General features: G+C 69.1%; 18 protein-coding genes and 3 pseudogenes. 13 read left to right on the plus strand and 8 right to left on the minus strand.

Going from position 1 to position 20,754, the window contains the following annotated elements; all coding sequences use genetic code 11:
- Window positions 1-21: 21 nt before the first annotated feature.
- From pucD to IEY56_RS04900, 3 genes are read right to left on the minus strand one after another with little or no spacing between them, the layout of a single operon-like run.
- Complete coding sequence (pucD, locus tag IEY56_RS04890) at window positions 22-2,448, minus strand: xanthine dehydrogenase subunit D (protein WP_189035782.1); 2,427 nt, start codon at window positions 2,446-2,448, stop codon at window positions 22-24.
- A gap of 1 nt (window position 2,449) precedes the next feature.
- Window positions 2,450-3,022: a (2Fe-2S)-binding protein gene (locus IEY56_RS04895; protein ID WP_189035783.1), complete on the minus strand. Its 573-nt coding sequence runs from the start codon at window positions 3,020-3,022 to the stop codon at window positions 2,450-2,452.
- On the minus strand, window positions 3,013-3,924 hold the full coding sequence (locus IEY56_RS04900; protein ID WP_189035784.1) for an FAD binding domain-containing protein: 912 nt from the start codon (window positions 3,922-3,924) through the stop codon (window positions 3,013-3,015). Before IEY56_RS04900 ends, IEY56_RS04895 begins: the two co-directional genes overlap by 10 nt.
- 231 nt (window positions 3,925-4,155) lie before the next feature.
- On the opposite strand from IEY56_RS04900, the gene IEY56_RS04905 reads away from it, so the two are divergent.
- Entirely contained in the window at window positions 4,156-5,997 is a 1,842-nt protein-coding gene (locus IEY56_RS04905) for a PucR family transcriptional regulator (protein ID WP_189035785.1), read from the plus strand.
- Between the two features lie 16 nt (window positions 5,998-6,013).
- Here the strand turns inward: IEY56_RS04905 and IEY56_RS04910 are convergent, their stop codons facing one another.
- Window positions 6,014-6,730 (minus strand): hypothetical protein, encoded by a 717-nt coding sequence (locus IEY56_RS04910; RefSeq protein ID WP_189035786.1) that lies wholly within the window; start codon window positions 6,728-6,730, stop codon window positions 6,014-6,016.
- Window positions 6,731-7,011: 281 nt separating this feature from the next.
- On the minus strand, window positions 7,012-7,185 hold the full coding sequence (locus tag IEY56_RS04915; protein ID WP_189035787.1) for a hypothetical protein: 174 nt from the start codon (window positions 7,183-7,185) through the stop codon (window positions 7,012-7,014).
- 110 nt (window positions 7,186-7,295) lie between these two features.
- Between IEY56_RS04915 and IEY56_RS04920 the strand changes: the two genes are divergently transcribed.
- The gene (locus tag IEY56_RS04920) at window positions 7,296-7,820 is read left to right on the plus strand and encodes an HhH-GPD-type base excision DNA repair protein (protein ID WP_189035865.1); all 525 of its coding nucleotides are present in this window, start codon (window positions 7,296-7,298) and stop codon (window positions 7,818-7,820) included.
- 499 nt (window positions 7,821-8,319) lie between these two features.
- Here IEY56_RS04920 and IEY56_RS28260 read toward each other — a convergent pair.
- Window positions 8,320-8,555, minus strand: a pseudogene (locus tag IEY56_RS28260) (dihydrofolate reductase family protein); the annotation flags it as partial.
- Window positions 8,556-8,661: 106 nt separating this feature from the next.
- Here IEY56_RS28260 and IEY56_RS04925 point away from each other — a divergent pair.
- From IEY56_RS04925 to IEY56_RS04935, 3 genes and pseudogenes are all read left to right on the plus strand, one after another.
- On the plus strand, window positions 8,662-8,895 hold the full coding sequence (locus IEY56_RS04925; RefSeq protein ID WP_229711601.1) for a hypothetical protein: 234 nt from the start codon (window positions 8,662-8,664) through the stop codon (window positions 8,893-8,895).
- A 374-nt stretch (window positions 8,896-9,269) separates the two neighbouring features.
- Window positions 9,270-10,103, plus strand: coding sequence for a YhjD/YihY/BrkB family envelope integrity protein (locus IEY56_RS04930; protein ID WP_189035789.1), 834 nt, complete (start codon window positions 9,270-9,272; stop codon window positions 10,101-10,103).
- 176 nt (window positions 10,104-10,279) lie between these two features.
- Window positions 10,280-11,528: pseudogene (locus IEY56_RS04935) on the plus strand (IS3 family transposase).
- A gap of 26 nt (window positions 11,529-11,554) precedes the next feature.
- Here IEY56_RS04935 and IEY56_RS04940 read toward each other — a convergent pair.
- Window positions 11,555-12,028 (minus strand): annotated as a pseudogene (locus IEY56_RS04940) (IS701 family transposase); the annotation flags it as partial.
- 544 nt (window positions 12,029-12,572) lie between these two features.
- Entirely contained in the window at window positions 12,573-13,028 is a 456-nt protein-coding gene (locus IEY56_RS04945) for an SsgA family sporulation/cell division regulator (RefSeq protein ID WP_189035790.1), read from the minus strand.
- Window positions 13,029-13,446: 418 nt separating this feature from the next.
- Between IEY56_RS04945 and IEY56_RS04950 the strand changes: the two genes are divergently transcribed.
- The 8 genes from IEY56_RS04950 to IEY56_RS04985 all read left to right on the plus strand — a co-directional run bounded on the left by IEY56_RS04950 (window position 13,447) and on the right by IEY56_RS04985 (window position 20,637).
- Window positions 13,447-14,502: a fatty acid desaturase family protein gene (locus IEY56_RS04950; protein ID WP_189035791.1), complete on the plus strand. Its 1,056-nt coding sequence runs from the start codon at window positions 13,447-13,449 to the stop codon at window positions 14,500-14,502.
- A 404-nt stretch (window positions 14,503-14,906) separates the two neighbouring features.
- On the plus strand, window positions 14,907-15,617 hold the full coding sequence (locus IEY56_RS04955; RefSeq protein WP_189035792.1) for a GAF and ANTAR domain-containing protein: 711 nt from the start codon (window positions 14,907-14,909) through the stop codon (window positions 15,615-15,617).
- Window positions 15,618-15,707: 90 nt separating this feature from the next.
- Window positions 15,708-16,433: a GAF and ANTAR domain-containing protein gene (locus IEY56_RS04960; protein ID WP_189035866.1), complete on the plus strand. Its 726-nt coding sequence runs from the start codon at window positions 15,708-15,710 to the stop codon at window positions 16,431-16,433.
- Window positions 16,434-16,598: 165 nt separating this feature from the next.
- Window positions 16,599-16,967: an ANTAR domain-containing protein gene (locus IEY56_RS04965; RefSeq protein WP_189035793.1), complete on the plus strand. Its 369-nt coding sequence runs from the start codon at window positions 16,599-16,601 to the stop codon at window positions 16,965-16,967.
- A gap of 630 nt (window positions 16,968-17,597) precedes the next feature.
- Window positions 17,598-17,807 (plus strand): transposase, encoded by a 210-nt coding sequence (locus tag IEY56_RS04970; protein WP_189035794.1) that lies wholly within the window; start codon window positions 17,598-17,600, stop codon window positions 17,805-17,807.
- 550 nt (window positions 17,808-18,357) lie between these two features.
- Window positions 18,358-18,588: a hypothetical protein gene (locus IEY56_RS04975; protein ID WP_229711602.1), complete on the plus strand. Its 231-nt coding sequence runs from the start codon at window positions 18,358-18,360 to the stop codon at window positions 18,586-18,588.
- A gap of 416 nt (window positions 18,589-19,004) precedes the next feature.
- Window positions 19,005-19,586: an HhH-GPD-type base excision DNA repair protein gene (locus IEY56_RS04980; protein WP_189035795.1), complete on the plus strand. Its 582-nt coding sequence runs from the start codon at window positions 19,005-19,007 to the stop codon at window positions 19,584-19,586.
- Between the two features lie 304 nt (window positions 19,587-19,890).
- The gene (locus IEY56_RS04985; RefSeq protein WP_189035867.1) at window positions 19,891-20,637 is read left to right on the plus strand and encodes a hypothetical protein; all 747 of its coding nucleotides are present in this window, start codon (window positions 19,891-19,893) and stop codon (window positions 20,635-20,637) included.
- The last annotated feature ends 117 nt before the right edge of the window (window positions 20,638-20,754 follow it).

Below are 20,754 nucleotides of genomic sequence, written 5' to 3' on the forward strand. Positions count from 1 at the left end.
CGGCGGGGCCCCGGGGACGCGTCAGGCGTCCGCGCCCGTACCCGTGCCGGTCAGGTGTTCCGGACGTACCGGGACCCGCCGCAGGGCGAGCCCCGTCGCGTTCCGGATGGCGGCGACGACTGCCGGTGTGGAGGAGAGCGTCGGCGCCTCACCGACTCCGCGCAGCCCGTACGGGGCGTGCTCGTCGGCGAGTTCCAGGACATCCACCGGGATCGCCGGGGTGTCGAGGATGGTGGGGATCAGATAGTCGGTGAAGGAGGGGTTGCGCACCTTGCCGTCGGGGTCGACGAGGATCTCCTCCATGACGGCGAGGCCCAGCCCCTGCGTGGTGCCGCCCTGGATCTGCCCGACGGTCGCCAGAGGGTTGAGGGCCTTGCCGACGTCCTGCGCGCAGGCCAGTTCGACGACCTTGACGAGGCCGAGCTCCACGTCGACCTCGACGACCGCCCGGTGCGCGGCGAACGAGTACTGGACGTGCCCGAAACCCTGCCCGGTCTCGAGGTCGAACGGCTCGGTCGGACGGTGCCTGAAGACGACCTCGTCCTCGACGGCCTCGTCCTCCAGCACGTCGGCCAGGGCCGCGACGGCCTCACCGCCCGCGGTGACGATCTTGCCGTCCTCGAACCGGAGTTCCGCGCCCTCCGTCCATGCCGGATGGCCGCCCGCGAACTTCTCCCGGCCCAGCCGGAGGACCTTCTCGCGCACGGACTCGCACGCCTTCTTCACGGCGCCGCCGGTCATGTACGTCTGCCGCGACGCGGACGTCGAACCGGCGGAGCCCACCTGGGTGTCGGCGGGATGGATGGTCACGCGGGAGACGCCCAGCTCGGTGCGGGCGATCTGCGCGTGCACGGTGACGCCGCCCTGCCCGACCTCGGCCATGGCCGTGTGCACCAGCGCGACGGCCTCGCCGCCGACGACCTCGACGCGCACCCTTGCCGTCGAGTAGTCGTCGAAGCCCTCGGAGAAGCCGACGTTCTTGATGCCGACCGCGTACCCGACACCGCGCACGACGCCCTCGCCGTGCGTGGTGTTCGACAGTCCGCCCGGCAGCGCCCGCACGTCGACGCCCGTGCCGGCGCCCTCGGAGGGGGAGCTCTCCCACTGCCGCTGCGGAGGCATCGGACGCTCCTTGACCCTGCGCAGGATCTCCGCGACCGGGGCGGGCGCGTCGACCTCCTGGCCGGTGGGCAGCACCGAGCCCTGCGACATGGCGTTCCTCTGCCGCAGCTCCACGGGGTCCATGTCGAGGGCTTCGGCGAGGGCGTCCATCTGCGCCTCGTAGGCGAAGCAGGCCTGCACGGCGCCGAACCCTCGCATCGCGCCGCACGGCGGGTTGTTGGTGTAGAGGGCCAGCGCCTCGACCTCGACGTTGTCGACCTCGTAGGGGCCGATTCCGAGCGAGGCGGCGTTGCCGACCACGGCGGGCGAGGACGAGGCGTACGCGCCGCCGTCGAGCACGATGCGGCACTTCGCGTACAGCAGCTTGCCGTCGCGGGTGGCTCCGTGCTCGTAGGTGAGCTTCGCCGGGTGGCGGTGCACATGCCCGAAGAAGGACTCGTAGCGGTTGTAGACGATCTTCACGGGCCTGCCGGTGGCCATCGCCAGCAGGCACGCGTGCGCCTGCATCGACAGGTCCTCGCGCGCGCCGAACGCGCCGCCGACGCCGGAGAGCGTCAGGCGGACCTTCTCGGCGGGAAGGCCCAGCACCGGTGCCAGCTGGTCCCGGTCGACGTGCAGCCACTGCGTGGCGATGTACAGGTCGACGCCGCCGTCCTCGGCGGGCACCGCGAGCCCCGACTCGGGCCCGAGGAACGCCTGGTCCTGCATGCCGACCTCGTAGTCGTTGCGCACGACGACGTCCGCCTCGGCCTTCGCCGCGGCCACGTCGCCGCGCACGATGGGCTGCCTGTGCAGGATGTTGGGGTGCGCGACGTGCCCGGAGTGGTGGTCGTCGCGGCCGGGGTGCAGCAGGGGGGCGCCCTCGCGCGTGGCGCTCTCCTCGTCGTAGACGGGCGGGAGTTCGGCGTAGTCCACGCGGATCTTCGCCGCCGCGCGGCGGGCGGTCTCCGGATGGTCGGCCGCGACGATGGCGACGGCCTCGCCGTGGTAGCGGACCCGGTCCTTCGCCAGCACGGGCTGGTCCTGGATCTCCAGTCCGTAGTGCGTGGCGGCGGGCAGGTCGTCGTGCGTCATCACGCTGCGGACGCCGGGGATCCTCAGCGCCTCGGAGACGTCCACGGAGCGGATCTCGGCGTGCGCGTACGGGCTGCGCAGCGTGCAGCCCCACAGCATGTCCTCGTGCCACAGGTCGGAGGCGTAGGCGAACTCGCCGGTGACCTTCAGGGTGCCGTCCGGGCGCAGGGTGGACTCCCCGATGCCGCCCTTCGCGGCGGTTCCCTGGGAGACCTGGGTGATCGTGGTGGGGAGACGGGTCGCGTCGGCCATGTCAGATCGCTCCTCCCTGTGAGGTGCCCGCGTCCGGCCCCGCGTCCGGTGCGCCCGCACCGGCCGGCTGGCCGGTCCGGGCCGCGGCCAGGCGCACGGCGTCGAGGATCGTCTCGTAGCCGGTGCACCGGCACAGGTTGCCCGAGAGGGCTTCGCGGATGTCGGCGTCGGACGGGCTCGCGTTGTGTTCGATGAGTTCGTCGGCGGCGACGAGCAGGCCGGGCGTGCAGAAGCCGCACTGCACCGCGCCCGCGTCGACGAACGCCTTCTGCACCGGGGAGAGTCCGGCGTCGGCTGCGCCCTCGGCGGGGGTCTCGCCGCGCTGCCTGGCGAGGTCCGCGAGGCCCTCGACGGTGACGACCTCGCGCCCCTCGACCTGGCCGGCGGCCACGAGGCACGCGCAGACGGACTCGCCGTCGAGGCGGACCGTGCACGAACCGCATTCGCCCTGCTCGCAGGCGTTCTTCGAGCCGGGCAGGCCCATGCGCTCGCGCAGGACGTACAGCAGCGACTCGCCTTCCCACACGTCGTCGGCCTCGTGCCGCCGCCCGTTGACCGTGAACGTCACGCGCATCGGGTGCCTCCCTCGTCGTTGCGGGCGCCGCCGCGGCCCCCGTTGCGGTAGCTCTCCCAGACCCAGGTCAGCGTGCGGCGGGCCATGACGCCCACGGCGTGCCTGCGGTAGGCGGCGCTGCCGCGCACGTCGTCGATGGGCTTGCAGGCCGCCGAGCACAGCTCGGCGAACCTCCGCGCCACGGACGGCGGCACGATGCGGTCGCTGTCCCACAGCCCTTCCTCGTCGAGCGCGGCGCTGAGGAAGTCCTCCGCCTCCGTCGCCCGGAACGGGGTGGGCGCCGCGGACGCGACGGCCGCCCGCACCCTGCGGCTCTCCGGGTGGAGCGCCACGGAGAACCCGCACACCGCGATGACCATCGCGTTCCGCGTGCCGATCTTCGAGAACTGCTGCGGCCCCGTCGCCTTCTTGATGTGCACGTACTTGATGAGTTCGTCCTCGGCCAGGGCGTTGCGCTTCACGCCGGTGAAGAACTCCTCGACGGGGATACGGCGCGAACCGCGCACCGACTCCGCCTCCACCTCCGCACCGGCCGTCAGCAGCGGCGGGTGCGAGTCGCCGGCGGGCGACGCGGCGCCCAGGTTCCCCCCGACGCTCCCCCGGTTGCGGATCTGCGGCGAACCGACGGTGTGCGCGGCCAGCGCCAGACCCGGCAGCTCGGCACGCAGATTCTCCATGATCCGCGAGTAGGGGACGCTCGCACCGAGCCGCACGCTGTCCTCTCCCGTCTCCCATTCGTGCAGCTCGGGGACGCGGTTGAGGTCCATCAGCCAGCCGGGGCGGCGCTGGTCGAAGTTGATCTCGACCATGACGTCGGTGCCGCCGGCGATGGGGACTGCGGAGGGGTGCTCTGCCTTCGCGGCGAGCGCCTCCTGCCAACTCGCGGGGCGCAGAAACTCCATAAGCTCTTCTCTATTCGCTTCTTTTCGCTTCCGGGCGCGCTCGATGCCGTCAGGTGGGTGACGAGGCGGGCGATGCCGGTCCAGTACACAGATCCATGTCCCGTCGGCGGCAGTCACCGAAACCATGAAGCACCGGCTCCCTCGCGAGCTCCCTCTTGTAGATTCGAACGAACGCCGGTGAGCGGCACACTCGCGGCATCCGACGGCTAGAGACGAACGGCGGCGAAGACCATGCGGCTGCGCGCACTCCTGGGGACGGGCTCGCTCGGGCTGCGCCTCCTCACCGGGGAGGACGAGCTGGACCGTTCGGTGCGGGGCGTCATGACGACCGACCTGCGCGATCCCGGCCGCTACCTGTCCGGGGACGAACTGGTCCTGACCGGCCTCGCGTGGTTCCGCTCCCCCGAGGACTCCGAACCGTTCGTGCGCGTCCTCGCCGAGGCCGGAGTGGCCGGTCTCGCGGCGGGCGAAGCCGAGCTGGGCCTCGTACCCGAGGACCTCGTGAAGGCCTGCGCACGCCACCGGATGCCGCTGTTCGCCGTGACGGAGGACGTCGCCTTCGCCACGGTCACCGAGCACGTGCTGCGGCACGTCTCCACCGAGCGGGCGGGCGACCTGGCCGCCGTGGTGGAACGGCACCGCCGGATGATGTCGCCCGGCCCCGCGGGAGGCGGGCCCGACGCCGTACTCGACCTGCTGGGGTCCGACCTCGATCTGCGCGCCTGGGTGCTGTCCGTGACGGGCCGCGCCGTCGCGGGCGGCGGCTCGGCCGCGGCAGACGGCCCCGGGGGCCGCCCGGCTCTGCAGCCGGACGTACGCGCACGGCTGGCCGGCGAGCATCTCGCGGCCGCGCGCGGCGGACGGCCCGGGCCGTACCGGGCGGAGGCCGGCGGGGGCGTCTGGTCCCTCTTCCCCGTGCGGAGCACGGCGGGGAGCCCCTCCGCGGGCCGCCCCCACTCGGCGGACCTCGCGGAGCCGTCACTGGGCGAGTGGTTCCTCGCCGTCGAGGACGACGCGGGCGAGTGGCCCACGGAGCGGCTCGACCTCCTCCAGGGCGTCACGCAGCTGATAGCGGTCGAACGCGAACGGCGCGACGCCGGGCGCACGGTCCGCCGCCGGCTCGCCATGGAGGTGCTGGAGCTCCTGCACGCCGGGGCCCGTCCCGCCGAGATCGCCGCGCGGCTGCGCGTCGCAGCCCCCGTACTGCTGCCCGGGCTGGGCAGCGCCCCCCACTGGCAGGTCGTCGTGGCCCGGCTGGAGGAGTCCGCGGAGCGTCCCGCCGACGAGTACGAGGCGGCCGGGGCGGCGGCCGACGCGGCGGGGAAGACGACCGAGGCGGCCGAGGCCGTGCGGGGAGCGCGGTGCCGGGCGCTGCTGGAGGAGATCCTGCTCGACCCCCGCACCACGGGCGCCCCCCACGAAGGGGAGGCCGCCGACACGGTCGCCGTCACGCACCGCGGCGGGGAAGCGGTGGCCCTCGTCCCGCTCCCGTCGCTCTCCGGAACCCGCGACGGCCCCCCGGGCACCGGCGCCCCGGGCGGGCAGGGGCAGGCCTCCGGCGGGGCACGGCCCGACCAGGGCCTCAGCGCGGAGACCCTGCTGGCCGCGGTGCGCGAACCGCTGGAATGCGGCCTCGCCCAGGGCGGGCGGCTGACATTGGGCGTCAGCGCCGTGGTGCACTCCGCCGAAGGGCTGCACGGAGCCGTCGAAGAGGCCCGGCACGCACGCCGGGTGGCGGCCGCCCGCGAGGGCCGCGTCTGCGCGGCGGGTCACGAGGAGCTCGCCTCCCACGTCCTGCTGCTGCCCTTCGTCCCGGACGACGTCCGGCGGGCCTTCACCGCCCGGCTGCTGGCTCCGCTGCACGACTACGACCGCCGCCACCGGGCCGAACTCCTGCCCACCCTCTCCGCGTTCCTCGCCGCCGACGGCTCCTGGACGCGCTGCGCGACCCGCCTCCACCTGCACGTCAACACCCTCCGCTACCGCATCGGCCGCATAGAGCAGCTCACGGGACGGGACCTGTCACGGCTGGAGGACAAGCTCGACTTCTACCTGGCCCTGCGCCTGAGCTGAGCGCCGCGCCGGCCGGTCACCGGGCGGACGCGCAGCGCCGGGGAAGCGTCACCTTTCCGGGCTTGTGCTGGAAGGTGTCCATCCGCAGCCACTCGTCCAGCTCGGGGTCGTAGAGGTTCTGCACGCCGAACTGCAGGATCTGCCAGAACGTGCCCCTGTTCTTCTCGTCGACGTAGATGTCGCCGAGCGCGAGCGGGAACCGCAGGAACTTGCCCGGGGGCCGCTGCGGCACGACCACACCGACCCGCCAGTGGTTCACGCGCCGTGGCACGTTCAGGTCGAGGGTCTCCCGTCCGACGAAGCGGGAGCCCGCGAGCGTCTCGTTCAGCGTCTCCAGGTCGAAGCCGGGGACGCGCGAGCACGAATGGTCAGTCAGGTTCGGCCACTTGTAGGTCAGCGTGTACAGCGAACCCCGGTAGATGAGGTTCGTGAACCAGATCGGGTACTGCGGGCCGCCCGCGACCATCTGGCTGTCGCCGTTCCGTCCCTCCCAGGTGAACGGCACCGTGATGCCCAGGTCCCGGACGATCCACTTGCCCTTCCCCCGGAAGTCGCGCGGAAGGCGAGGGGGCAGGGGCTCGGCCGGGCGGGGTTTCCCCGCGGCCGCCTTCCGGGCCGGCGCGGCGTCGTCCCGGGGGTCCGCGCCGGCGGGCGACATGGCCGCCGAGGCGGCTGCGATCACTCCGGCCAGAACGACCGATACGACTGTCCGTCGAGCACGTGTCCAGCGCATGGATACCTCGGCTTCGCGTCGCGCGCCGTCGAGGCGCGGGGCTTGATCGCTGCGGTGAGTCCACACCGTCCCCGGCGCCGGAGAACCTGAAACCGGACGTCAGGCCGATCGGCCGCACGCCGCGGACGCGGGACGCGACAGCGGCGTGAGCGGGCCTGCGGGCATCCGCGCAGGCCCTCGACGGCCGCCCGCGGCAAGGCAGTTGGAGCCCTGCGGAGACCGGCCCGCGAGCCCTCGGCCACCGCACCGGGGCTCGGCGGGGCTCACGGCAGGGCCGGCCCTCACGACAGCTGGACGACGGAGGCCGCGATCATCATGATCGTCAACGCGACCAGCGCGAACATCACGAGCTCGGCCCGTCGGCCGCCGTTCAGCGACGGGGGGCGGAGCTTGCGGTTCACGGCCTTGCCGGCTCGTCCGGGGCCTCCCGCCTTCTTCCTCCGATGAGTGCTCATGTCTGTGCCCCTCCACCCTCACCAGAGTGCCTGAAGCAGCCGCTGCGTACAGGGCCTCGACGACATCGGCGTACGGCACGTGTGCGGGACGGCCCCGCTCGGGCGATCATCTGAGGCATGGACATCACTCTCGGCTCGCCCAGCAACCGGAAGCCGACGAGTTGCTCAGCCGCAGTCCCCTGGCCGCGCTGACGGGCATGCTCCTGGACCAGCAGGTGCCCATGGAGTGGGCGTTCACCGGCCCGTACACCATCGCGCAGCGCATGGGCGCAGACGATCTGGACGCCCACGCGATCGCCGCCCGCGACCCCGAACAGTTCGCCGCGCTGCTTTCGCAGAAGCCCGCCGTGCACCGCTATCCCGGCTCCATGGCCAAGCGCGTCCAGCAGCTCTGCCAGTACCTCGTCGACCACTACGACGGCGACGCGAGCGCGGTCTGGCGCGACGTCCCCACCGGCGCCGAAGTGCTCAAGCGCCTCAACGCCCTGCCCGGCTACGGCAAGCAGAAGGGCCCGGCCCGGCCTCCTTGGCCTGCTCTGGGGGCAACCGATCGACCATCGTTTCCGGCTTCGCGTCCAGGTTTGGGGCCCATGGCGGCAGCCGAGTTGAGACGGTCCTTCGATTCGGAGGCTTGAACACGGTCGATGAAGGTAGTTGCGACTTCTAGCCTGTGATCAATGCAGGCCCGGGGAACCCCACTCGCCACACTGCCTACGGCCGGATCTGACGGGCGGCGGAGCCGTATGGTGCACACGCAGACCGGGTCCGTCAGGCAGGGCACCTGCTCGGCCAAACGTTTTTGAACCGCAGGCCCTCTCCTCTCGCTACGGTCTCCGAGTGACCCATCTCGACACCTTGAACGCCATCTGCATGGCCTGCGCCCTATGCCGATGGAGCACCGCGCAGTAGGGGTGGATCGAGTAGCGACGCGTTCCCGCGGCGATAAAGGGCGGCGGGAGGTCATGTCGAGGGAAGCTGTTGTTCTCCTGTCTTCAGGCAGTCAAGGGAGCTGGCTCCACCGCGTCATGCCCACCACGTTGAAGCCACCCAACCCAATGCAGTAAGAGCCTGTTGCTCCATCGATCTTGATTGGAATCGAACGCTCGTCCCGGCCGGGTGGGGGCGTGGATGGCTTCAGTCATGCAAGGTGGGCTGGTGGATGAGTTCTTGGATTGCCGTCGAGTGCCCGGCTGTCGAGCAGTCCTAGGTGTCAAAGTCGACCGCACCTTGGAAGATCGGGTGGTCACCGGTCTGACCGGTGACCACAGAGAAGAGTGTCACCTGGACGCGGTCGACTAGGCCAGCGCCATCAGCGCCCGGTTCAGCGACATGCTGCCGTGCGAGCGCAACGGCACCTCGCACTCCTCCCTCCCCGAGGGCGGTTACGCTGTTGAGTGAGGCCCCAGTCCCCGGCATCGATGTTCTGTCCCGCTTGCGGGGAGGCCCGCTGTGACCGTCTTACTTTTCATTCTCGTCATGGTCCTGTTTGGACTCGGTTTCCTCAACGCCCTGTGGTGGGGGGCCGCGGTTGTGCTCGTCTTCGCACTCGTTGGCACCCGCCGAGGCCGCAGGGGCAGTGGCAACGACTCCAACTATGGGGAGTACAAGGACCACCGGGACCGTGAGGAGCGCTGGGAACGCCGCTATCGCCGTCAGCGCCGAGGGCGCTGGAACCGCCAGGACCGCCGGGACCGCGGACACGACAGGTGACCGCGGGCCGCCTGACCAAAATGGACACGACGAACTCGGTGAGAGCTACGCGGTTGCCGCCGGTGCGGAGCGACGCGGCACCTGTGCCCCCGTCTTCTTCGGGCAGGGATGCCACCGAGGTCCGGAGCGAACAGAATGTCGGCGATAGCCCGCCATAGCTCAGTGGGAACAGGCCAGTTCAGCGCCCGGATGCCCCCGGGGCAGTGCCTGTCGGCATCTCTGGTGGCAGCAGCCCGCCGGCAACGTGACAGAGACCAATGCCTGGTGAGCTGTGCAGGAGTCGTTGCGTCAGCCGGGATCTGCGTGACTTGGCATTCGGGAACCGTACGCGGCGCCTCATGCCGCGACGACATCGATCGTGGTAGTCGACAGTCATGCCGATGAAGTCCTCCGACGCCGCCGAACGTGCGGCCCCGTTCAGACGCCTGTACCGCAGGATGGTGCGTTCACCTTTCGGACGCGGATGGCGACGAGGGATCGGGATCGAACTCGGGCAGCAATCGCTGAGCTTCGCGGCACTGGGGTTCCTCACGCTGGTACCCCTGCTGATCATTGTCTCCTCAGCCGATCAGGAAAGCGGGAGGGGGTTCGCGCAGTGGCTGGGTGAGGGGCTCGGCATCTCGGAAGCCTCCAGAGACGAGGTGGAGGAGCTGTTCATCCGCCCCGGCAAAGCCCTGAAGACCACGACTGCGTTCGGCATCGCCACCCTGGTCGTCTTCGGCCTGACGTTCGGGGCGGCAGTGCAGTCCGGCTACGAGAAGGTCTGGGAGTTGCCCCCCGCCCGCTGGTGGGCCAGGTGGCGACATCTGGTGTGGCTCAGTGTCCTCACCGTGTACGTATTCGCTTCCGGCACCAGACTGCTGCGTGAACACGCACTCGGTGCGCTCGGCGCATCGTTGGGGGCCATCGTCTTCTTGTGGTGGTCACAGCACATGCTGCTCGGCGGGCGGGTCCGCTGGCGCGCTCTGCTGCCCGGTGCGGTGGCCACTGTGATCGGCCTGCTCGGCCTCCGAGTCTTCTCCCTCCTCGTCTTCTCGCCACTGATCGCATCCAGCACCCTCACCTACGGACCTTTCGGAACCGTCCTGGTCATCCAGTCCTGGCTGGTCGGAGTGGGCGTCGTCGTATTCGGCGGCGCGCTGACCGGCCGCGTGCTGCACGAAGAACTCACATCACGCACGGCACGCGCTCGGAAACAGCGTGAATGAGACCCACGCTTCCGAGGTCTAGCGATGGGGCTGTGGCTTGCAGGGCCGGCCGAGATCCTTCGTGAGCTTAGCGGTCAGTGCGATGGACCCGTTGTTGAATGTCACCGGGCCCGGTGCGGCCCGTCCTGAACCGCTCCGGGTCTGATGGAGGCTCGATTCCCTGAGAGGATCGAGCCATGGCCCGTCCGTCCCCCTACCCGGCTGAGCTTCGTGATCGTGCAGTGCGCATGGTCTCGGAGATCCGCCCCAACTACCCCACTGAGTGGGCCGCTATGAAGGCGGTCGCCGCGAAACTGGGCATCGGTGCCGCTGAGACGGTGCGGACCTGGGTTCGTAAGTCCCAGGTCGATGCCGGGCAGCGGCCGGGAGTCACCTCCGAGGAAGCCTCGGAGATCAAGCGGTTCAAGGCGGAGAATGCCGAACTGCGGCGGGCGAATGAGATCCTCAAGGCAGCTTCCACTTTCTTCGCGGTCGAGCTCGACCGGCCGTCGAAGCGCTCGTAGCGTTCATCGACGAGCACCGGGAGGTGTTCGGGGTCGAGCCGATCTGCCGTGTTCTGACCGACCACGGACTGAAGATCGCGACGAGCACCTACTATGCCGCCAAGAACCGGGCCCCAGGTGCCCGGGCCGTGCGGGACTCGGAGCTGAAGGAACACATCAGCCGCGTCCACGCCGACAACTTCAGCGTCTATGGCGTGCGGAAGGTGTGGCGCCAGATGCACCGCGAGGACATACCGGTGGCGCGCTGCACCGTCGCCAGGCTGATGCGCGCGATCTCGGCCTTCAAGGCGCCCGACGCGGAAGGAAGATCCGCACCACCATCCGCGACGACGGCCATGAGCGGGCAACTGACCTGCTGAACCGCGACTTCACCGCTACCCGTCCGAATCAGCGGTGGGTGGCCGACTTTTTCACCTACATCGCCACGTGGTCCGGCATCGTCTATGTGGCGTTCGTCGTGGACGTGTACTCCCGGGCGATCGTCGGCTGGTCCGCCGCCACAGCCAAGCGGGCCAAACTCGTCCTCGACGCCCTGGACATGGCCCTATGGCGGCGCGACCGAGCCGGAACCCCGGCCGGGGCCGGGCTGGTTCACCACTCGGACGCGGGTAGTCAGTACACGTCGTTCGCGTTCACCGCTCATCTCCTGGACGCCGGCATCGACGCCTCCATCGGCAGCGTCGGCGACGCCCTGGACAACGCGCTCATGGAATCCCAGATCGGCCTCTACAAAACAGAGTTGATCAAGCCCCGCAAGCCCTGGCACCGCCTCGCCGACGTTGAACTCGCCACCGCGGAATGGGTCGACTGGTTCAACAACCACCGCCTCCACACGTCGGTCGGCGACATCCCGCCCCACGAACACGAGACCAACTACTACGCTCAACACCAGCCCCAACCGGCAGCTGGAGTCAACGCATAGAGCCTCACCGAACCCGGAGCGGTTCAGTCCGCGTCCGCGGTCCAGGACTTGGGCAGATACAGCTCCCGGTCCACCAGCGCCCTGCCTTTGGGCGAGGCGTAGGCGGCGAAGACTCCGATCTGGCAGTTTCTCGGTGCGGCCGGCCGTGCCCGAATACTGCCGCTGCACGCCGGCAGAGACGGTGCCCTTCTTCAGGAAACCGGTGTCGTCCACGATCGGCACCCCGTCCGGGGTGCCGAGCCGCTTGGCTACGTACTGGCTGAGGTCGTCCCGGACTGCGTCAGCATCCCAGGACACACCGTTCAACAGATGCTGGAAACCAGCCGGTCCCCGGTGACCTGCATACTCGGCGAGCTGCCAGCCGTTCTTCCGCTCCACACAGCCAGCAGACCGCGCACGTAATCCCGCATCCGCCACCGCAGATCCACCCGAGAGAACCGGCCCGCACCCCGCGCGAACACCGACTCCAACTCCCCAGCCCACAAACCGGCTTCGCCCATCCCCACCATGCCCGGAACAACGAAACCGACCAGCTCAGGCAACGATTTCTGACTGGAGTACTAGCCGGTCGGCCAGAGGGGGGTGACGGAGTAGGAGTGCATCGGGCCGACGAGATGTCCTGGGACCCTTGCAGGGCGAGATCTCCTGCCCCAGACACGGCCCTGCAACGCGTCAGCCGCTGTGAATGTGCGGAGTCAGGTCACGCGCTGCGGGCTGTGGCGTGTCGCCTTGAGCCGGACTTCCGCGGAAAGTGCCTTCAGACTGAGCCCGAGCAGGGCGCGACCATCTCCGGCGCGCGCACCCGCCTCAGTACCCACCCTTCAGTTGGTCATGTCAATGTCCTTTCACGCATCAACAGTTTCCCGGCAATCTTTCGAACGGCGCCGGGACTAACACCGCCAGCAACCTCACACGCCACTGTTACCTCCCGCGCCACCTTCCGGCTGCGTCCAGTCTCTGCGCGGTTTCGATCGGGTCGTCAACCTGCTCGCAGGCGCGGTCGACGCCGTCCGGAAATGCGGAGCCGGACCTGTACGAGGACGATTACAAGAGGTGCTCGACCTGAGTTTCGAGATTCAAATAGCGATGTTCCTGGCTCAGCGGTACGAGTTGGTAAGTGCGCTCCAGCCACTCGCTCAGAGGGAAGATGGGAATTTCGAACAAGGCCTCACCTTGATGAGATTCCAGGCACATACACACCCGGGTCCCGTCGTCAGTCGGCCATACACGCACGTCCCCGTAGCCCGCCGGACGGAGCATTCCCGTGGTCAGCAGCTCGCGTGCGAAGGTCCAGCGCACCGAGTTGCGCGTGTCCAGACAGAAGTCGAGTTGAGCGGCGTAGGGATCGTCGGTCCAGTAGGTGAAGTGCGCACGCAGCGGCATCACCCATCGCGCGGACAGCACCAGGGAAATATCCCAATCGTCTCTCACACAATTGCTGTTGGGGTGCTGTGCGGCCTCGGCCGCGACTCTGCGCGGCCAGTCGTCGATGGTACTCATGGATCTCGCATCCTCATCTGACCACGTCCCACGTCCCAGTTCGGTCGTGCATTCTCATCTGAGCGGGACGTCACCGGTCGAAGGCCGAACGCACGGTGACGGAGGGTGCGTCAGTCGCCGAGGCGGGGACCTACGGTCTGAGTTGCCCTCTGGCCACCATCCGGCGATTGCCACCGGTACAGAGCGACATCGGCACCTTTGTCATCGGCGTTCTTCGGGCTGGATGCCACCGGGGTCCGGAGCGACAGGACGCCAGCATAGCCGCCGTGGCTCTGCGGAAACAGGCGATCAGCGAGTGAAGCTGGTGCGCGCCCGCCAGTCCGGTGGAACCAACGAATTATTTAGTGCACCCGTGGAACTCGTGGCAGCGGTCCGGAGCCTCCGGCCCTCACCACGATTATGGGGAAGGCAGCCAAACATGAGCCACGGCGCAAACATCACTACGGGCGTGCAGCGCGACCGATCCCGTGCTGGCAGTGACTTTGCCGTCCTCTCCCGCCGGGTGCAGGAGGCGGGCCTCCTGCGCCGCCGTCCCGTACGGGGCGCCGTTCTGCTGATCGTCACGGCGGTTTTGCTGGCCAGTGGATGGGCGGCGTTCCTCGCGGTCGGCGACTCCTGGTGGCAGCTTCTGGTGGCGCTGCTCCTGGCCTTCGCGTTCACCCAGTGCGGATTCCGCGGTCACGAGGCCGGGCATCGTCAGACCTTCCGCGGCAAGCGGCTCAACAACGTGGTCGGCCTGGTATTCGGCAACCTCTTCATCGGGCTGGGCTTCGGCTGGTGGATGAATAAGCACAGCCGTCATCATGCGCACCCCAACCAGGTCGGCCGCGACCCCGACATCGAGACAGGGGCCCTGGTCTTCGACGGCGCCGACGCGCCGGACAGGACAGGGGCAATGGCCTTCTTGACCCGCCACCAGGCAGGTCTGTTCTTCCCCTTGCTGCTGCTGGAGGGCTGGAACCTGCACGTGGCAAGTGTCCGGTCGCTGCGCTCCCGCCGCACCGGTGCCCCCGCACCTGTGGCGGTCGAGGCGCTCCTTCTTCTCGTGCACGCCGCCGCGTATGTCAGCGTCGTCGCGGTGGTGCTCTCGCCGGTCAAGGCAGTGGTGTTCGTCCTGGTCCAGCAGGGCCTGTTCGGGCTTTACCTGGGCTCTTCGTTCGCGCCCAACCACAAAGGCATGGAGACACTCGGCCGGGATGAGCGGCTGGACTTCCTGCGCAGCCAGGTCCTCACCTCCCGCAATGTGCGCGGCGGCCGGGTGACGGACTTCATGCTCGGAGGACTGAACTATCAGATCGAACATCACCTGTTCCCGAGCATGCCCACTTCGGCGCTGCCCCGCGCCCAGACATTCGTGCGCGCCCACTGCAGCGCTCTCGACCTGCCCTACGCCGAGACCGGGCTTATCGACTCCTACCGGCAGGCGTTGCGGCACCTGCGGGCAGTGGGCTCCCCGCTGCGTACAGGCACCTGAAATCGGCACCGACGAAAGATCACTCGACGACGTTGTCCGGGGGGACGGCCTGGAGACGCTAGCGGCGTGAATGCCCTGCTGTGGTGCGGCGCCGAGGCTTCCCCAGCTGCAGGTGGGGTGTGGAGCGAATCATTGACCTGCGCTGTCCGTGCTTGTCGGCTGGTTCGGCGCATGCTCCCCGCGGCATGGAGATGCCTTGCAGTGTTTTCCGCGGCGTACGGTTGGTGGAGTGAGTGGCGAAGCACCGCAGTGGTCCGCACCCGGATCAGCACATGGGTCGGCGCGTCGACATTAGACACGCGGAGGAGTCCGGCCCCGGCAGAGCATCGGATGTCCCGGCAGCGTAGGTCTCACGATCACCCACACGCCGGGGTCGGGCCGGGGCGCCGAGATGGAGCGATGCTGTGAATGAAGATCGCAGAGCCCGGCTGTGGAACCTGGTCGTCGAGCACGCAGGGGGTAAGACGACTACGGTCGGTCATGTCTGCGCCGCGGCGATCTCAGCCGCCGGGGTTGATGCGGCTGCGGTCACGGTGGTCCTCGACGCCAGTCCACGTGAAACGGTTCACGCGAGTGCTCAGCTCGCTGCGGACATGTCTGAGCTGACCGTGACGCTGGGTGAGGGACCGGATGCCGTGCTCGACAGCCCGTGTCTGGTGGCGGATCTTGAGGCAGCTGAACATCAGAGGCGCTGGCCGGTCTACGGGCCGGCGGCAGGGGCAGCCGGAGTGCGCGCGGTGTTCGCTTTCCCGCTGCGGGCCGGCGGGGTCGCTGTCGGGGTCATGTGTCTGTATCGCGCCGAGCCCGGCAATCTCAATCGTGATCAACTGTCCGACGCACTGGTGCTGGCGGACATCGTCCTGGCTTTGCTGCTCGATACAGGTCGGGACCTCCAGCCGTCGCTGGACGGCCGCTGGTCCGAGCAGACCGGCCCATGGCATCCCGAGGTCCACCAGGCCACCGGGATGCTCACCGTGCAGCTCGGCGTGACTGCGGCGGTGGCACTCGTACGGCTGCGGGCGTACGCGTTCTCGCAGGACCGGCGGCTGAGCGAGGTCGCCAAGGACGTGGTGGCACGGCGACTGCGGATCGACGGAAGCGAGCCGACGCCATGACATCGCTGATCTCTGCTCTCAGCACTGGTCGAAGCAGCAGCTCTCGCTGGTGCGAGACTGAGGGAATACTTAAGGACGCGGGTGAGTGAGATGACACAGGTCAGGCTGACCGATGTGTTTGTAGAGATGGCTGACACCCTCGTCGATGACTTCGACGTGATCGACTTTCTGCACAACCTGACTGGAAGGTGCGTGGAGCTGCTGGGTGTCACAGCTGCCGGACTCATGCTGACCGACGAGCGCGGCAGCTTGCAGGTGATTGCTGCCTCCACGGAGAAGACACGTCTGCTGGAGCTGTTCCAGTTGCAGACCGATCAGGGTCCGTGCCTCGACTGTTTCAGCAGTGGTGAGCCCGTATCAGTGGCTGATTTGCCCTCCGCCAGCAAGTGGCCTCACTTCTCCGCCGCCGCCGAAGAGGTGGGCTTCGCCGCCGTGCACGCTCTGCCGATGCGCTTGCGCACCGAGGTCATCGGCGCGCTGAACCTCTTCCACACCGAACCGGGCACCCTGGACGAGGACAAGCAGCGCATCGGCCAGGCGCTGGCCGACGTGGCAACCATCGGACTGCTCCAGCAACGTGCGATTCAGCACCGGGACAGCCTCACCGAACAGCTGCAAACCGCCTTGAACAGCCGCATTCTCATCGAGCAGGCCAAGGGAACGCTGTCGGAACGACTGGGCCTGGAGGTGGACGAAGCCTTCGTAGTCCTTCGCACTCAGGCTCGCTCACGTAACCAGCGCCTGTCCGACTACGCCAAGGCCGTGCTGGAGGGCTCCGAAGAGGTTCAGGCAGAGCCCGACGAGGCCCCCCGCTGAGACTCCCGCCAGACACGGAGCACAAGTGAGCACGGGGCCCGGTCTGGCCCCTATGCGGCGGTCGGCTCTACAGTGGCGTGGCGGCCCCAGACCCCGGTCGAGCGTCTGCCGGCCACTTCATGTGGCGGGTGGGGCGAAGGCGTCCGGTCTGTCGAGGTGGGCAGCATGATCAGCAGCGAGTCCCCAGCCATCCCTACCCAGGAACGAGCGGCGGGTGCCGAGGTGACGGAGATCGTCACCGGAGATGTGGCCGCGGACATCGCCGATCTGCGTGCTGAGAACGAGCAGTTGCGTGAGGCGATGCAGAGCCGCGCGGTGATCGAACAGGCCCGCGGCATGCTCATGGCCAACGCTTCGTGTTCGGCTCAGACTGCTTGGGACTTGCTGGTCGAGATCTCCCAGCACAGCAACGTCAAACTACGCGACGTCTCAACCGCGCTCGTCGCCGCTGCAGCCGGAGGACCCCTGCCGCCCGAAATGGAACCGGCGTACCGGCACGCAATGGCACGCCTGTGCCACGCTCACAAGCGCTGACCCGAGCCCTGCCGCGGGTCTGATGCGTCTGCCCGTCGCCCGGGGCCCTGACGACCGCAACACTTCTCCGGGAGGAGCACCTCGGACACAGGAGCCCGCTGCCTCGCTCCGAGCGGCGCGCGGTACATAAAGGGACGGCCAGGAGACACCTCAGACCGGTTGCCCTCCCCGCCCCCGACGCACCTTTCACTGAGCGTTCGCCGCCGGACCTCGACCCCGTACTCCCCTCCCGCGGCCTACACCCCCTTGGAAGGCCGGACAGGGCAGTGGGTTGACCCTCAGCCGGGTCAAGAGAGGATGTGAGCGATCAGTGCCACAAACGACCGGTCGCATACCGCCCCCGCCCAAGGAGAGCAGGTCCCCGAATCCGCCTGCGTGACGGGGGATTGTGAATCTCTCTGGTGTTGTCGGGCGCGGTGGGCTGTGCCACTGCAGGCACACCTCAGCTACCGATCCGACGACCCCCATGCTGTCTGCCTCGACTTCTACCTCAACACCCAGAACCCTGGTGCGCTGGGTCTCGCGGCCTGCTCACCACAGGCCTCACACGCCCAGCCAGCTGGGACTGATGCAGGGTCTGGTGACATCTTGACCTGGCTTGCCCGTGGGGCGGCCTGGAAGGATGTAGCCGTGTCTGTTCCCTATCCCCAAGAGTTCCGTGACGATGTCGTCCGCGTGGCCCGCAATCGCGAGAAGGACGTGACCCTTGCGCAGATCGCGAAGGACTTCGGCGTCCATGAGATGACGCTGTCGAAGTGGATGCACCAGGCGAAGGTCGAGGACGGCGAGGAGCCGGGCGTCACCAGGTCGGAGTCGGCCGAGAACCGCGAGTTGAAGTAGCGGGTGCGTCTGCTGGAGCAGGAGAACGAGGTCCTGCGCCGCGCGGCGGCCTACCTCTCGCAGGCTCACCTGCCGGCAAAAGGCTCTACCCGCTCGTGAGAGAGCTCGCCGCCGACAACATCCCTGTCACGGTTGCGTGTCGGGTGCTCACGCTCTCCCGCCAGCACTACTACCGCTGGCTGCGTCAGCCGGTCACCGGTGCCGAGATCACCGTGGCCTATCGCGCGAACGCCCTGTTCGACGCTCACCGTGATGACCCGGAGTCAGGCTACCGGTTCCTTACCGGTGAAGCCCAGACCGCCGGGGAGCGCATGTGTGAGCGGACCGCGTGGCGGATCTGCCGCGACCATGGCTGGTGGTCGGTGTTCGGGGAAGAAGCGGCCGAAGAACGCAGGAGACCTGGGCCGCCCGTGCACGACGATCTCGTCCGGCGCGACTTCACCGCCCAGGCCCCGAATCGGCTGTGGCTGACCGACATCACCGAACACTCGGTCGCAACCCGGAGCGCACTGATGATCAGCCATTCCGCTACAAGCGATCGCTGGAGCCGATGCTGGAGATCTGCCACGACGTCGGCGGTCTCGGCCTGGCTGTCGGGCACAGCGGCACGACTCTCGGAATCCTGCTGGACTCCAGAGATTCGTCCTGCACGCGCAAGGCCATGGAGGCCGCTCAGGCATGCGGCGAGCTGGCCGGCAACGTCGCTGTGTACCGGACCCTCAGCTTTCCCGGCGCGGCCGCCCCGACCGGTTCGCACGCAGAAATCCTCCTGCCCGCCTGAGCAGGGCACGAAGCGAGTCCGGAAGGCCGAGGCGGTTCGCAAGGCAGCATCATCCCCGCGTCGCCCGGGCGCACTGTCGCCTCGTCGCTCGGGCAGAGGCCGCACGGCTCGGAGGGTTATGCGGTGCAGCGGTCGGCGGTCTCCGTGCACAGTGCGAAGCCCCCCTCCAAGGCGACGCCCTCCTGGTGCCGATTCCCGCACTGCTCGTCGTCCCGCCCGGGGCCGCCCGGCACCTGGGCAGTCCTGGCCCTCAACGGTCCTCGGCACGATGGCCTACTTCGTTGGCCCGAAGTGGCAGCCGGACCGGCACCGTCGGTGAGTTCGGCACGCGGCTCGGCTCGGTGAGCAGGTTGCATGCTTGTTGCCGACTACGCGGAGCACGTGCGATACCACCGCGAGCGCGCGATCATCGGGTGATGGAGATCACCCTTCGCCTCGCTCAGCAGCCGGAAGCCGACGAGTTGCTCAGCCGCAGTCCCCTGGCCGCGCTGACGGGCATGCTCCTGGACCAGCAGGTGCCCATGGAGTGGGCGTTCACCGGCCCGTACACCATCGCGCAGCGCATGGGCGCAGACGATCTGGACGCCCACGCGATCGCCGCCCGCGACCCCGAACAGTTCGCCGCGCTGCTTTCGCAGAAGCCCGCCGTGCACCGCTATCCCGGCTCCATGGCCAAGCGCGTCCAGCAGCTCTGCCAGTACCTCGTCGACCACTACGACGGCGACGCGAGCGCCGTCTGGCGCGGCGCGGCCACCGGCAAGGAGGTCCTGGACCGCCTCAACGCGCTGCCCGGCTACGGCAAGCAGAAGTCGCAGATCTTCCTGGCCCTGCTCGGCAAGCAGATGGGCGTCACCCCGGAAGGCTGGCGCGAGGCCGCCGGAGCGTACGGGGAGCGCGGCGCCCACCGCTCGGCGGCGGACATCACCGGCCAGGAGTCCCTGGAGCGGGTCCGCGCGTACAAGCAGGAGGCCAAGAAGCAGGCGCGCAAGAAGGCCTGAGCCGCGCCCGGCCCGTCGGCGGACGCCCCGGCCCTGACGGCACCGCAGGTCGGAGCCCGAGTACGGGGGCGCCTGCCGGACGCCGGAAGCCATCGAGTAAAACTTTGTGAACTGATTCACAGCGCCTCTTGGCCGGGTCCCGCATCCGTGCTGAGATGCGCTCACATCCGGCTCGAAGCTCGACGGCGCGCTTGGGAGGACAACTGTGGCGGAAACCGCCATGTCTCGATCGGTACGGCTGGATCCCGTGGGCGGCGAGCCGTCACCGGCCTTCGGCGGTGGGGCGCCGTCGGAACGGCTCGGCATGGCCTCCCCGGTGGACCGCGCCGTGTGGCGTCTGCGCTCCCGCGGCTGCTGGGAGGACGCCGCCGCGCTGCTGGACCCCTACGCGGAGACCGAGACGGCGGCCTGCCTGCGCCGTGCGGCGCTGCTCGTCGAGCGGTGCATGTTCACCTCGGAGGGGTTCGCCGCGGCCGAGGCGGCCCTGCGTGCGGCGGAGGCGCTGGCGCAGGACGACGAGGAGCGCGGCGCCGCCGCCTGCGAGCGGGGCCAACTCGCCTACACGGCAACGGTGCTGGGCGTACGCGACCGGTCCGACGAGGCACGCGCCGCCCTCGGCAGGGCCGCCGCGCTGCTGCCGCCGGACGCCCGTGGCAGGGCGATGCTGGACTACCGGCGCGGACTGCTCGCCGAGCATCTGAGCGACACACCGCAGTCCGCTCTGGCCGCGTACCGGCGTGCGCACGCCGCCGCGACGGCCCTGGAGGACGATCTGCTGTGCTCCTTCACCTGGCGGCACCTGGCGGGACTCGCCCTGCGCGACGGCGAAGTGGCGGAGGCACGGCACGGGTTCAGCGAGTCGCTGCGGCTCCGTGAGGAGCTCGGCTACCTCGTCGGCATGGCGCCGGCGCTCACCGCCCTCGCGGACGTAGAGCCGGAGCCGGAGGCCGCGAGGCTCCGTGCCGAGGCGCGCCGTTTCTACCGCCTGCTGGACGGAGTCCCCGTCTGGCTCGCGGACCAACTCACCGAGGACCAACTCACCGCCGACTGACGGCACTTCGGCGAGCGGCGGGGAGAGCCTCCCCGGGGGGGGGGTGCCTCTATGTGTTTCGTCAAGCGGTGGTTGGGGTGCGTGGTTCGTAGAAGGTGCCGTCTCTGAGCATGGCGA

Origin of the sequence: Streptomyces daqingensis, assembly GCF_014645895.1 — a bacterium.
In the GTDB taxonomy this organism is placed as follows: domain Bacteria; phylum Actinomycetota; class Actinomycetes; order Streptomycetales; family Streptomycetaceae; genus Streptomyces; species Streptomyces daqingensis.

Excerpts from the sequence above, each read along its gene's own strand:
- pucD (WP_189035782.1), bottom strand. The coding sequence starts at position 2,448 with ATGGCCGACGCGACCCGTCTCCCCACCACGATCACCCAGGTCTCCCAG.
- IEY56_RS04895 (WP_189035783.1), bottom strand. The coding sequence starts at position 3,022 with ATGCGCGTGACGTTCACGGTCAACGGGCGGCGGCACGAGGCCGACGAC.
- IEY56_RS04900 (WP_189035784.1), bottom strand. The coding sequence starts at position 3,924 with ATGGAGTTTCTGCGCCCCGCGAGTTGGCAGGAGGCGCTCGCCGCGAAG.
- IEY56_RS04905 (WP_189035785.1), top strand. The coding sequence starts at position 4,156 with ATGCGGCTGCGCGCACTCCTGGGGACGGGCTCGCTCGGGCTGCGCCTC.
- IEY56_RS04910 (WP_189035786.1), bottom strand. The coding sequence starts at position 6,730 with ATGCGCTGGACACGTGCTCGACGGACAGTCGTATCGGTCGTTCTGGCC.
- IEY56_RS04915 (WP_189035787.1), bottom strand. The coding sequence starts at position 7,185 with ATGAGCACTCATCGGAGGAAGAAGGCGGGAGGCCCCGGACGAGCCGGC.
- IEY56_RS04925 (WP_229711601.1), top strand. The coding sequence starts at position 8,662 with ATGGTCCTGTTTGGACTCGGTTTCCTCAACGCCCTGTGGTGGGGGGCC.
- IEY56_RS04930 (WP_189035789.1), top strand. The coding sequence starts at position 9,270 with ATGCCGATGAAGTCCTCCGACGCCGCCGAACGTGCGGCCCCGTTCAGA.
- IEY56_RS04945 (WP_189035790.1), bottom strand. The coding sequence starts at position 13,028 with ATGAGTACCATCGACGACTGGCCGCGCAGAGTCGCGGCCGAGGCCGCA.
- IEY56_RS04950 (WP_189035791.1), top strand. The coding sequence starts at position 13,447 with ATGAGCCACGGCGCAAACATCACTACGGGCGTGCAGCGCGACCGATCC.
- IEY56_RS04960 (WP_189035866.1), top strand. The coding sequence starts at position 15,708 with ATGACACAGGTCAGGCTGACCGATGTGTTTGTAGAGATGGCTGACACC.
- IEY56_RS04965 (WP_189035793.1), top strand. The coding sequence starts at position 16,599 with ATGATCAGCAGCGAGTCCCCAGCCATCCCTACCCAGGAACGAGCGGCG.
- IEY56_RS04975 (WP_229711602.1), top strand. The coding sequence starts at position 18,358 with ATGCTGGAGATCTGCCACGACGTCGGCGGTCTCGGCCTGGCTGTCGGG.
- IEY56_RS04980 (WP_189035795.1), top strand. The coding sequence starts at position 19,005 with ATGGAGATCACCCTTCGCCTCGCTCAGCAGCCGGAAGCCGACGAGTTG.
- IEY56_RS04985 (WP_189035867.1), top strand. The coding sequence starts at position 19,891 with ATGGCCTCCCCGGTGGACCGCGCCGTGTGGCGTCTGCGCTCCCGCGGC.